At 69.9% G+C, this 12,269-nt stretch carries 10 protein-coding genes; 7 read left to right on the forward strand and 3 right to left on the reverse strand.

All coding sequences use genetic code 11. The annotated features are described in order from the left end of the window. Positions 1–571 precede the first annotated feature (571 nt). Positions 572–2,743: a hypothetical protein gene (locus tag ACFWVP_RS02870; RefSeq protein WP_384493144.1), complete on the forward strand. Its 2,172-nt coding sequence runs from the start codon at positions 572–574 to the stop codon at positions 2,741–2,743. Positions 2,744–2,999: 256 nt separating this feature from the next. Here ACFWVP_RS02870 and ACFWVP_RS02875 read toward each other — a convergent pair whose 3' ends face one another. Both ACFWVP_RS02875 and ACFWVP_RS02880 read right to left on the reverse strand, forming a co-directional pair. After that, positions 3,000–3,464: an ATP-binding protein gene (locus tag ACFWVP_RS02875; protein WP_384493145.1), complete on the reverse strand. Its 465-nt coding sequence runs from the start codon at positions 3,462–3,464 to the stop codon at positions 3,000–3,002. A gap of 374 nt (positions 3,465–3,838) precedes the next feature. Continuing rightward, on the reverse strand, positions 3,839–4,951 hold the full coding sequence (locus ACFWVP_RS02880) for a cellulase family glycosylhydrolase (protein WP_384493146.1): 1,113 nt from the start codon (positions 4,949–4,951) through the stop codon (positions 3,839–3,841). Between the two features lie 632 nt (positions 4,952–5,583). Here ACFWVP_RS02880 and ACFWVP_RS02885 point away from each other — a divergent pair. The 4 genes from ACFWVP_RS02885 (at position 5,584) to ACFWVP_RS02900 (ending at position 9,787) form a co-directional block, all read left to right on the forward strand. Then, positions 5,584–6,549 carry an ROK family protein gene (locus ACFWVP_RS02885; protein WP_384493147.1) on the forward strand — a complete coding sequence of 322 codons (966 nt, stop codon included), beginning with the start codon at positions 5,584–5,586 and terminating at the stop codon, positions 6,547–6,549. Positions 6,550–6,598: 49 nt separating this feature from the next. Continuing rightward, entirely contained in the window at positions 6,599–7,807 is a 1,209-nt protein-coding gene (manA, locus tag ACFWVP_RS02890) for a mannose-6-phosphate isomerase, class I (RefSeq protein ID WP_384493148.1), read from the forward strand. Positions 7,808–8,390: 583 nt separating this feature from the next. Beyond that, positions 8,391–8,765, forward strand: coding sequence for a hypothetical protein (locus ACFWVP_RS02895; protein WP_384493149.1), 375 nt, complete (start codon positions 8,391–8,393; stop codon positions 8,763–8,765). After that, the gene (locus ACFWVP_RS02900; RefSeq protein ID WP_384493150.1) at positions 8,762–9,787 is read left to right on the forward strand and encodes a LacI family DNA-binding transcriptional regulator; all 1,026 of its coding nucleotides are present in this window, start codon (positions 8,762–8,764) and stop codon (positions 9,785–9,787) included. The genes ACFWVP_RS02895 and ACFWVP_RS02900 overlap by 4 nt, the downstream gene beginning before the upstream one ends. A 131-nt stretch (positions 9,788–9,918) precedes the next feature. On the opposite strand, the gene ACFWVP_RS02905 is transcribed toward ACFWVP_RS02900, so the two are convergent. Continuing rightward, positions 9,919–10,554 carry a hypothetical protein gene (locus ACFWVP_RS02905; protein ID WP_384493151.1) on the reverse strand — a complete coding sequence of 212 codons (636 nt, stop codon included), beginning with the start codon at positions 10,552–10,554 and terminating at the stop codon, positions 9,919–9,921. Positions 10,555–10,729: 175 nt separating this feature from the next. On the opposite strand from ACFWVP_RS02905, the gene ACFWVP_RS02910 reads away from it, so the two are divergent. Continuing rightward, a complete protein-coding gene (locus ACFWVP_RS02910; protein ID WP_384493152.1) occupies positions 10,730–11,374 on the forward strand; it encodes a dihydrofolate reductase family protein in 645 nt (214 codons plus the stop codon). A gap of 135 nt (positions 11,375–11,509) precedes the next feature. Continuing rightward, positions 11,510–12,145: a sugar O-acetyltransferase gene (locus tag ACFWVP_RS02915; RefSeq protein WP_384493153.1), complete on the forward strand. Its 636-nt coding sequence runs from the start codon at positions 11,510–11,512 to the stop codon at positions 12,143–12,145. Positions 12,146–12,269 lie beyond the last annotated feature (124 nt).

Here is a 12,269-nt window from a genome sequence, read left to right on the forward strand (position 1 = left end):
CCGCCCGGCACGACGATGTGGAACGCGAACGGCTCGGCCGCCTGCTGGAGCCGCCACTCGGTGGCCTGGGAGGAGCCGCGGAGCATCTTGTTGGCCTCGGGGAGCCCGTCGTAGCTGAGGTACGTCTCGTGGCGCAGGTTCTTGATGGTCACGTTGCCGTTGGACCGCGTCTCGACGTGCCATTCCTGCTCACCGGGCTGACCGGTGGGCGGCAGGACCACCGCGGGGGCCTTGGCGTCCTGGAGGGTCAGATGCTGCTCGTTCCGCTTGGCGACGGAGTGCGGGCCGTCGGGGATCCGGGCTCTGAGGGTGGTCTTCTGAAGTGAGCACGTGTCCGTGCTCGGCCGAGCACGCACACACGATCCTGGTCCCGTCCCGGCTCCCGCCCGGCAGAAGCGGCCAACGCCGTTCGTACGATTGAACGCGTCGACGGCGCACCCCGGAAGCCACTGAGGACACGTGCCGAGCAGTCACGCCCACCCATTCGCGGCACGCCTTCACGAACTCCGTCACGAACCCCTTCAGGGAAACTCCTGTGCGTCGGCTCGTGCACCTCTGCGATCATCCCCGCATGGCGCACAGTCCCGAATCGCTGGTCATCCGGCACACCCACCGAATTCCCTCCCCCGTCGGATCCGCCGGGGAAGGAGCCGTCGCCGCGCGGCAGTTCGACGTGGCGCTGACATCGGTGGGCTTCAAGCTCTCGGCGGAGCTGCTGGACCGGCTGTCGGAGCTGTCCGAGGACGCGGTCCGGCACACCGCCAGGCGGACCCTGCACACCGTGAGCGAGATGGTGGGCGACCACGTCCGGCACAACACGTACTTCATCGACTTCCCGGCGAACATGCCGGACACCGAAGAGTTCTGGACGCGGTGCGTGGCGAAGGCGCTCGGCGACGGGAAATCGCGCGGAAACGTGCTGACGCAACTGCGGAACGGGGTGCTGGACCTGCTCAGCCTCCCTACGTACGGCAGGTACCAGCACACCTACGAGGAGATGCTCGCGGCACAGGACGAGCTGATCGCCTCGGCGGGCGACCGGGTGACAGTCCTGCACCTCGGGCGGGAACTCGCCGACGAACTCGCGGACCTGTACCGGTCCTTGGCCGGCAGCACGACGCCACTTGGTGAGGACCACCTGCGCGACCTGAGGAGCCTCGCCGAGCGGTGCGCGCTCGGCCCCCAGCCGGAGACGATCCCGGTCCGGGAGAACCGGGCGGTCGTCAACGAGGCCCGCATCGCCGCGGGTGCGGACCTCCTGCTGGACACCGTCACCGATGTGCTGCGGCTGGCCTGCGCACTGTCGGGCGGTGACGTGACGCTGCGGGAGCCGACCCGGTTCCGGTCCCTGCCGCGGCGGGTCCGTCGTGCGCTGCTCGCGGGCCTGGACGCGTTGGTCGCGGCGAACCCCGCCAAACTGGCCGATGTGCACGCACACCGTGAGCCGTTCAAGCGGCTCGGTGAGCGTATTCACCCGCACGAGTACCCGCGCTGGCCACACGCCGCCGATGTGTTCGCCGTGGCACGGGGCGAGAAGGAGGCGCGCTCCTTCGGCAGTCGCGTCGAGACGCGGCTCGACGCGTTCGACGTCCCCGGTGCGGTGCGGCTGCTGGAGTCCGCGCCCGGCAGACTCTTCCGCACCCTGGACCTCCTGCTGCGCACAGCCGCGAACCAGGAGGAGCGGGACATGGTGGTCGACGCCGCCGTACAGGTCGCTCCCGACGTCTCCGGCAGGGTCGTGCTGTCGGTGCGCGAGCATTTCCACAACCGGGAGCGGGAGAGCGACCGCCCCCGGATCTTCGTCAACCGCCGGGGCCGCGCCTGGGTGGCCCACGACTTCCGGCTGTCGATACCCGCGGCCGACCGCGACCGGCTGATCGCCGCCCTCGACGCCGAGATACGCCGGCGACTCCCGGCGCCCGGCCGGCTGCTCGTCGACCCGGACGTCCTCGACGTGGCGCTTCCGCTGAGCGGCCGGGCGACCGCGACCGGGCTCGGCGTCCTGCCGCGAGGGTCGGTCTCGGCGGTCGACGGCGAAAACCTGCGCTTCTTCGTGTACTGGAAGGAGACCGGCCGGCGGACCGACTACGACCTGTCGACGCTGCTGCTCCATGCCGACTACAGCACCGACTCCTGGCTCTCCTACACGTCTCTCACGGCCGTCGGCGGTCAGCACTCGGGCGATGTCACCGAGGCACCCGAGGGTGCCTCGGAGTTCATCGACCTGACTCTGGACCGGGTGCGCGGCACGTTCGTCGTGCCTCAGGTCAACATCTACACCGGCGAGGGCTTCGAGGAGGCCGAGGAGTCGTTCTTCGGCTTCATGCTGCGCGACGGCGAGCAGAAAGGCCGGCCGTTCGAGCCCCGCACGGTGCGGATGAAGTCGGAGCTGCGCGGGGTGGGCCGGGTGGCCCTGCCACTGGTGTTCCGGCGCGGACCCGGCGGCCGGTGGCACGCGAAGTGGCTGCACCTGTACCTGAAGGGCGTATCGTCGGCCAACCAGGTCGAGCAGAACCAGATATCGGTGTCCAAGGTGGTGCGCGCCGTCGTCGAACGCGAGCAACTGACGGTGGGGTACCTGATCGACCTGATGTCCGACGACACCACGGTCATGGACCGGTGGGACCGCGAGCGGGTCCCGGACGGGCCCGTGACGTACATCGGCCTCGAACGCCCCGAGGGACTGCACCCGGACTCCCGGATCATCACCCTCGGAAATCTGCGCGACGTGATCCCGGGCTGAGTGCTAGCGTTGTCCACGGCGAGGCCATGAAAGGGCTTCCTTCTCATTCACTCCACATGAAACCAAGTCCTTTCGCTCTCCTCGCCCTCGACTTCGACCGGGAGGCGTCCATGTGACGCCTCCCGGTCCTCGTGTGTGCCGAAGCGTTGCGGGCGGCCCGCGACGCCCGGGGGGCACGCCGGGAGAGGTCCTTGCCGACCTCGCCGCCATCAGCCGTCCCGGAACAGAGGCGGTCCGCGCGTGCCGGACGCCGTGTTCATCCGCCGGACGCCGTGCCCAGCCGGTCCTGAGGGCATCCGGTGCCGTCGAAGGCCGCGTGCACACACTTTCCGTGCGGGAGCGGTTCGGTGAAGACGCGGGCTCCCAGATCCTCCGCGATGTGCAGGCCCATGCCGCCGGTGCCATCCGTCAGATCCGGGACCCGTGGGGCCGGCGGGACGCGTGAGCAGTCCGTCACCGCGATGTCCAGGTCGCCCGCAGCGGTGGTCAGGGTCAGGGTGCTCGGGCCGGGCGCGTGCCGGACCGCGTTGGTGACCAGTTCGGACACGATCAGCAGGACGTCGTCACTGCGTTCCGGGGCGAGCGAGGGCCGGATCCGGCGGAGGAAGGCGACCGCTGCACGGCGGGCGTGCGGGGCGGCCTCCGGTCCGGTCGGCAGGGGAATCGTCTGCGGGCCGATCCGGCCCGCTGTGACGGGTGGGGGTGCGGTCGTTGAGGTCATGGCGGTGTCCCGACGAGGACGCGGCGCCCTTGCGGGGCGCCGGACGGTGTGGTGCCGGGGTCGGCGATGAGGGTTCCCGGGTGTCGGCCTGTGGCCGGAAGAGGACGAGGAAGACGGGGACGAGCAGGAGCGCCCGGCCGCCACTCAGGAGTGCCTTCAGATCGAACTCGACACCGTCGATCGCGTAGATCCGGAAGCCTGACGGCGGCACGGACCCGCCCGGTTGTGTGGATGGGTGGGCCGCGCCCGGTCCCGATGGCGTGCGACCGGTCGGAAGGAGACCGCGGGAGCGCCGCGGTGCCTTCCCGCCCACAGTGCGGGGCGGGAAGGCATCTTGATCACAGTGCTTCTACCGCGAAGGGCCGGAGTGCGGGTCAGGCGTCAGCGGAGCTGCCGCGGACCACGCAGGAGCGGCTGTTCTCCCAGCCCCAGCCGTCGCCGTCGGGGTCGGAAGAACTGCTCGCGCAGTACGGGTAGCCGTTCGGCGCGGTGCCGGTGTCGCCGCCCCCGCTACCGCCGTATACGGTGGCCGGCTTCGAGGTGGCGGAGATGCCGTTGCTGCCGGTGAGGAAGCGCGTACCCCAGCTGGTCAGCGAGTTCGCGTCGAAACCGTTGACCATGTCGAGGTACTCGACCCCGCTGCCGTTACCGCTCCAGGACCAGCCCATGTACCCCACCTTCAGGGACTGGGCCGTCGCCATGATGGCATCCTCGTTCGGGTTGCCGTCGCTGTGCTGGTCGCCGAACTCGCCTACGACGATGGGAAGTCGGTTGTTGACGAAGTAGTTCAGGTAGTCCTGTACCTCGGCGGCGGTGTCGTAGACCCCGTACATGTGGATCGAGAAGATCGTGTTCCGGTCGGGGTCGGAGTTGAAGACGGACGCGGCGTTGGTCCTCATGGTGTTGGACCAGTCCTGGCCCCAGTTGGGGGCATCCACCATCAGGGCGTGGTGGATGCCGGCGCCGCGGATCTTGCTGATGGCGTTCTTGGTGGCGTCCGTCCAGGCGGTGTAGCCGGTGTTGCCGAACGGCTCGTTGCCGATGTTGACGACGACGTAGTTCTCCTGGCCCTCCAGGGCGCTCTTGATGCCGATCCAGTAGTCGGCCGCCTTGTCCAGGGAGGACGCGGCGCTGTCCTCGCCGTAGCCGGTCGTGTCGTGCACCTCCAGTACACAGATCAGCTTGCCGGCCTTGCACTGGGCGATGAGGGAGGAGACCTCGGAGGCGCTCGTCCTCGTCCAGCGGTCGCCGCTGCCGAGGACGATACGGACGGTGTTGGCGCCCTTCGCCGCGATGTCGGCGATCGAGCCGGTCTCGCCGGGGTACCAGGCGTGGGCATGGTTCACGCCACGCATCACGAACTCGTTCCCGTTCGCCTCGTACACACGCCCGTTGCTGACCCGGAGACCAGTGGCGGCCTCCGCGTCGGTGGTGGGGCCGAAGACGGACAGCAGGACACCGACCAGACCGGCGATCGCAAGGGTCACGGCCGTGTACCGAGTGCTTCTCGGTGGCATTTCCATGTCTCTCCTCAAGTGGGGATGCGGACAGCCCGGGCCGGAACCCGAGCGAAGAGCGGCTGGTACGGCCTCGACGGCCAGGAAGCGCGCCGAGGTGCCGGACAACGTTGTCATCGGCCTGCCGGGGGGTGAGGGCAGCCCCGCGTGAGCGGCTGGATGACCGGTGTTGTCGGCGCGGATCCGCGCCCACGTGGCGGAGACGCCCAGCGGGCCCCGCCGTGATGCGGGGAGAAGTCCCGTGGTGTCACGCCCTGTTGGCCGGATGTCGCACCCATATGAGGCACCCGATGTTCTCGCCATGTCAATAGATGTGTCACGGGTGTTTCCATTGCCGTACAGACGGGTGTCTTGTGCATCTGCCGCCCTGCATGGCTCCTCTCTCTTTCCTGGAGCGTTCACCGCCTTCCGGGGGCGCGCCGAAATTCGGGAAAGAGACGGCTTTCGCGCGGGTTGGTCCGAGTGAGGGCCGAGGCAGGGAGGAGAGGGATTTTACTAAACCAATACTGTACTGAACCGTGGCGCCTAGACAACGTTGTCAGATCAGGGCACAGTAGCGGTCCGGAGCGATCGGGCGCTCCGTCCATGAAAGGCGGAACGTGATGGTGTACGGAGCACTCGACATTGGCGGCACCAAGATCGCGGGGGCGCTCGTCGACGAGGGCGGCCGTCTCGTCGCGCGGGCTCAGCGTGCGACGCCGGCCAGGAGGCCGGCGGGTGAACTCGCCGCGGCGGTGACGGCGGTCCTGGACGACCTGGCGGCGCACCCTGCCTGGCAGGAGCTGTCCTGCCTGGGTGTCGCCAGCGCGGGGCCGGTCGACACGGCCGCGGGCACGGTGAGTCCGGTCAACATTCCCGGGTGGCGCGGTTTTCCCCTCGTCGATCTCGTACGGACGCACCCGCGGTTGCCACTCGGGATCCTTCCGGTGCTCGTCGGCGACGCTGTTGCCATGACGGCTGCCGAGCACTGGCTCGGTGCCGCGCGCGGAGTGGACAACGCGCTCTGCATGGTCGTCTCGACGGGGGTCGGGGGCGGGTTGGTACTTGACGGGAAGGTGCATGCGGGCCGGACGGGCAATGCCGGACACATAGGACACATCACCGTCGACCTGAACGGCCCGCGGTGCGCCTGCGGAGCGCCGGGATGCGTCGAGAGTCTCGCCAGCGGAACCGCGATCGCCGCCCATGCCCGGGCGCTCGGCTGGACGGCTCCCCCCGGCACGCCGCCGAACGCGGCAGCGGTGGCCGACGCGGCCCGTGCCGGTGACGAACGCGCGCTCGCGGCCTACGGGCGGGCGGCCCAGGCGCTGGCTGCGGCGATAGCCGCGACCGCCGCCCTCGTCGAGCTCGAACGCGTGGTCATCGGCGGCGGTGTGGCGCAGGCGGGGGACGTCCTCTTCGGCCCGCTGCGGCGGTGCGTGAACGACTACGCCGTACTCGACTTCACCCGTGGCATCTCCATCGTGCCCGCCGGTCTCGCGTTGGACGCGGGGCTCATCGGAGCGGCTGCCACCGCCTCGTCCCGAGGGGGCGTCCGACTGCGGCCGGCATCCGCCCTGACCCCCTGACACCGTCGTCCGCCGTCCCCGTCGGGGCGGCCCCCGGAAGGAACCACCCGTGGACCAGCTCGTCAACGAGATACGCCCTTACGCCTGGGGCTCGACCACCGCCCTGCCCGGCCTGATGGGAAGCGACCCCGACGGCACGCCGCAGGCGGAGCTGTGGATGGGGGCGCACCCTGCGGCGCCGTCCCGTGTCCGGCGTCCCGGCGGCCTTCTGTCGCTGGGCGCACTGATCGGATCAGGGCCGACGGCCGAGCTGGGGGAGGCGACGCTGCGCAGGTTCGGGCCCAGGCTGCCCTTCCTCCTCAAGCTGCTGGCCGCCGAATCGCCGCTCTCCGTCCAGGTGCACCCCGACCTGGCCCAGGCGGCCACCGGCCACAGGATCGAGAACTCCCGGGGCATCCCCCTCGATGCCCCGCACCGCAACTACCGGGACGGCAACCACAAGCCCGAGATGATCGTCGCCATCGGCGACTTCGAAGGGCTCTGCGGCTTCCGGTCCCCGGCGGGATGCGCCGACCTGCTCGACGCGCTCGGCCTGCCCGAACTCGCTCCCCACACGGCGGCCCTGCGCGTGGAGGGTGAGGAGTCCGCCCTGCGTGCGGTCTTCGCCGCCTTCCTCGCCGCCCCGCCCGCCCTGGTCGACGCCGTCGCCGCGGCGACAGCGCGTGAGGCCCGGGGCACGGGACCGTACCAGCCCACGTTCGAGGCCTACGACGCCGTCGCCCGGGCGCATCCGGGCGATCGAGGGCTGCTGGCGGCGATGATGCTGCGGTACTTCCGGCTGGCCCCGGGGGAGGGACTGTTCCTGGGGGCGGGTGTTCCGCACGCCTACCTTCGGGGGCTCGGGGTCGAGATCATGGCTGCCTCGGACAACGTCCTTAGGTGCGGCCTGACCTCCAAGCACGTGGACACCGAGGAGCTGATGCGCGTGGTCCGGTTCACCCCCACCCCCGTACGGATCCTGCGGCCCACCGCACGCGGGGGAGAGGACGTCTATCCGGCTCCGGTCGACGACTTCCGCCTCTCCAGGATCCGTCCGTCGGCCGGCTCGGCCGCGGTCCTGGACGCGACGGCTCCGCAGATCATCGTCTGCACGCGGGGACGAATCCGTCTGACCGGCCCGCACGGCTCACTCACCCTCGACCCGGGCGGCTCGGCCTACACGCCGGCAGGGGAGCAGGTGAGCGTGGAGGGCGACGGAGAGGCCTTCCGGGCCACCGTCGACGCCGGGCGGACACGCCGCGCCCCCAGCGGGTCATGAACCGCAGCTGAACTCAACCGGTTCGGTACCAGCTGTTGTCTGATCGCGGCTTCCGCCCCAGCCTTTGTGCAGTTGCCGATGGAGGTGTGCGATCCCATGCCGTGCGTGATTCCTTCATCGGGTTCGTAAGGGTCCGATTCCCTCCTCCCGCCCGCGCTTCAAGTCGTCGTGAACGGCGGGGACCGGCAATTCGCCTCCATTCCGCAGCACGTGCGATATTGCGCAGCCGTGCAATGCGGAGAGCTGAGCCTTTTGCATCCTCGGATCGATCCGGCCGGATGGAGGATGAGGACGGCTTGGACGAGTGTGGCGATCAGGGTCGTCGAGCGGCGGAGCCTGCGGAGTATCCGCCGGGACTCGAGGGTGGCGATGGCCTGTCCGACCTGGGCCGGACCGCGAGCCGCGCCGCGTCTACGCGGACCGGCTGCTTGACCATCCAGCCCGGCGACGAGGGCCCGGTCCTCGCCGTCGTCAGCCGGTCCGCGACCCGGTGGCGGACCTCGGTGACCCTGCGGTGTCTCGAGGGCGACGGCAGGACGGTCGGCCGGGAGGCGATCGAGGTGACAGCGGCCCGCGCTCCGTCGTGCGGCTTCCGGTCCCCGACCTGCTGGTGCCGGCCGGGTCCACGGCCAAGGAGTTCCTCGTCGGCGACGCCGACGGCCTGCGCGCACTGTTCTTCCCCGTCCCCGACAAGGACTTCGCCTGCGTGCGGCCGCACTTCGACATCGTGCTGGAACCCGTCGCGGGCAACGACGGTAAGGTCGACGTCGTGGTGAACGCACACACTCTCGTCAGAGACCTCCTCCTCCAGGCCGACCGGCTCGGTCCGCACGCCGCCGCCGACCAGGGCCTCACGACACTGCTGCCCGGCGAACAGGTCCGGATCCGGGTCGACGGCTGCGGCACGGCGACCGTGGACGACGTCCGGGCGGCCTTGTTCTGCGCGGATACGAAGTGAACAGTCCGGCACGCATCACCATCAAGGACGTCGCTGCCCGGGCGGGCGTGTCGAAGGGGGCCGTCTCCCTGGCGTTCAACCACAAGCCCGGAGTCTCCGGAGCGACGCGGGAGCGCATCTTCGAAGCGGCCCGGGACCTGGGCTGGGCGCCGAACCAGACAGCACGCAGTCTCTCCAGCCAACGGGTCGACATCATCGGTCTGGCCCTGTGCCGGCCCGCCCGGCTGCTGGGCCTGGAGCCGTTCTACATGGACTTCATCTCCGGGATCGAGAGTGTCCTGGCCGAGCGGTCGTGCTCCCTGCTCCTGAGGCTGGTGCGCGACGTCGACGAAGAGATCGACCTGTACAAGAACTGGTGGCGCAGCCAGACGATCGCCGGGGCCGTCCTGGTCGACTTCCAGGAGGAGGACCCGCGGGTCCCGGCGCTGGGGTCCATCGGCCTGCCGGCGGTCGCCGTCGGCCACCCGTCGCTGACCGGATCCTTCCCCGCCGTATGGACCGACGACGCCACGGCCACCGCCGAGGCGGTCCGCTATCTGGCGGCGCTGGGCCACCGGCGCCTCGCACGGGTGGGCGGGCCGGCCCGTTTCGGGCACAGCGGCATCAGAACCGAGGCCTTCGCCGCCACGGTGCTTGAGCTGGGGCTGGAGGAAGGGCGGCAGATAGCGACCGGCTTCGACGAACGCGAAGGCGCACGCGCGACCCGGTCCTTGCTGCTGTCCGCGGACCGTCCCACCGCCATCATCTACGACAACGACATCATGGCGGTCGCGGGCGCCGGGGTGGCGGCGGAGATGGGGTTCGTCGTCCCGGACGACATCTCCCTGCTCGCATGGGACGACTCCCAGCTGTGCCGGATCACCCACCCCACCCTGTCGGCGATGAGTCACGACGTACACCACTTCGGCGCGGAGGTCGCCCGAGCCCTCTTCTCCCTGATCGAGGGCAAGCACACCGGAGCACTCCAGGTGCCCACCCCTTCACTCACCCCCAGGGGATCCACCGCACCGGCACCTCGGTAGTCCGTCACCGCATGATCGACGGCCATGCCTCCGCCGGGGGTGTGGCCGTCGGCCGCTTCCGGGGCGATGTGTGCGCGTTCGCATCCTCGGTGAAAGGACAGCTACGAGCTCCGGGTCGCGCCGAAACCCCGTCAGGAGTCCAACGTACGGGCGAGTTCCGCGACGCGCTCCCCATCGGACAGTGACCCCGGGGCCACACGTTCGGCGAGTGCGCGGTCGACGGGCTCCCTGCGCAGGACCGCTTCCACCGCCTCGGTGTCCACCGGGCGCGAGTAGTAGTGGCTCAGGCCGGAGGCGATGTCGGCAGGGCCGTCCAGCAGCGCCCCGAGCATCCAGTTGGTCAGCTCGGCCTCCTTGCCGTCGTCGGGTTGTGGATCGCCGTGGCGCCATGCGGTGCCGTCGTGCCAGAGCGCCAGGGTGACGCAGGGGTAGTCCTCGTCGTCCGCGAGACGGATCAACGGCTCGAGGGACTCGGGGAGCCCGTCGAGCAGGCCCGGCCAGACGGCGTCCTGGGCGTAGGGACTCAGCGGCGACTCGTGGTCGAAGGCACGGAGGAAGACCAGCGACCGGCCGAAGAACACGTGGTAGTCGTCACCGCCGCCGTTCTCGAACCGGAAGTGCTCGAACCCACTGTCGTCGCTCGGCGTGAAGCTGTATCGGGGCCACCTGAAGCCGAAGCACGCCTCGAGGACAGTGAGGGCGCGCAGCCGTTCGCGCAGTTGATCCGGCGCGGGCAGCGCGGTGGCGAAGTCGGAGAGGGCTGACATGCCCTGAACTCTATGGCTCACCGCACCTGTCGGTCAGGTCGGGTCGTCCAGGAGGCGACATCCGTCCTCGGCCGTCGTAGGGTGTGCCGATTTCCGGCCGGTTCCCGACGCGGCGATGAGTTTTCGCGGCCAGGATGGTCTCACCACCGATATCGCGCCATCACAGGAGGAACACGTGGCTCAGCTGCTGAGAGTCCAGAACTTCAACGTCTCGAGCGACGGGATCGGTGCCGGTGAGGACCAGACCCTGGAGCGGCCGTTCGGACATGTCGACCCCGGGAGGCTGTTCTCCTGGGCCGGTGCCACGGCGAGCTGGCCCATGCGCACCGACCCCGGGGGCAGCCGGGGCCTGGACGACTACCTCACGCGGGACTACCCCCGGAACATCGGTGCCGAGATCATGGGCCGCAACAAGTTCGGGCCCCAGCGCGGCCCCTGGCACGACCTTGAGTGGCAGGGCTGGTGGGGCGACGAGCCGCCCTTCCGTACCCCGGTATTCGTCCTGACCCACCACAAGCGTCCTTCGTTCACGCTTTCCGACACCACCTTCCACTTCGTCGACGGCGACCCGGCCGCAGTGCTCGAACAGGCCCGGGAGGCGGCACAGGGCAAGGACGTGCGGCTCGGTGGCGGGGCCACCACCATCCGGGAGTTCCTCGACGCCGACCTCGTCGACACCCTGCACATCGCGGTCTCGCCGATGAGGCTCGGGTCCGGAGTGAAACTCTGGGAGTCGCCCGACGAACTGCTCGACCGGTTCCACCTGGACGTCGTTCCCAGCCCGAGCGGGGTGACGCACCACCTGTTCTGGCGTAAGTGACGGACTGTCAGGATTACCGTAAGCGCCTCGGCGGTACGGGTTGCCTGCCTCGGACATAGGCTCCGGGGCGCGCACGGCCGACCGGGCGCGCCTCGGGCCCGCGCCCGGGGGATTTCGACGAGGGGGTGTCCCACGATGACGGGTGGGCACGAGGAAGACGTCCTGGCCCGAATCGCCGAAGGGCTCGTCTACACCGAGTCGGAGGCGGCCTTTCTGGCCTCCCGGCGTCGTGCGGACGAGGTCTTCGCGTACAACCGGACACCGCCGAGCGAGACGGAGAAGCGCCGGTCGCTGCTCGCCGCGATCTTCGGTTCGGTCGGCGAACGCACGGTGCTGCTGCCGCCGTTCCACGCCGCGTTCGGCAGCAACGTCCACATCGGCGACGACTTCTTCGGGAACGTGAACCTGACGTTCGTCGACGACGTGGACATCCGCATAGGCGACGATGTCATGATCGCCCCCAGCGTCACACTGACCACGACGGGACATCCGGTGCATCCCTCGCGACGCGCTGACTTCGGGCGGTTCTCGGAACCCATCGTGATCGAGGACAAGGTGTGGATCGGCAGCAACGCGGTGGTCCTGCCCGGCGTCCGTATCGGATACGGGTCGGTCATCGGCGCCGGCAGCGTCGTCAGCCGAAGCGTCCCCCCGATGACCGTCGCGGTCGGCACCCCTTGCCGGGTTGTCCGCACCATCACGGACGAGGACCTCACCACACGTTCCGCCGGACCTCAGGGCACCGGTTCGGCCCGACGGCTGACCGGGTGAGGACCGGGCGATCTCTCAGGGGTTCCGCCTCTCGAGCGGTCTCGGACGGCCTCACGCCCCCATGACCGAGGTGAACGGCGTGACGGGAGAGAAGAGTGTGCCGGTCGGCGTGACTCGCACCCCT

Source organism: Streptomyces sp. NPDC058637 (assembly GCF_042717325.1).
Classification (GTDB): Bacteria; Actinomycetota; Actinomycetes; order Streptomycetales; family Streptomycetaceae; genus Streptomyces.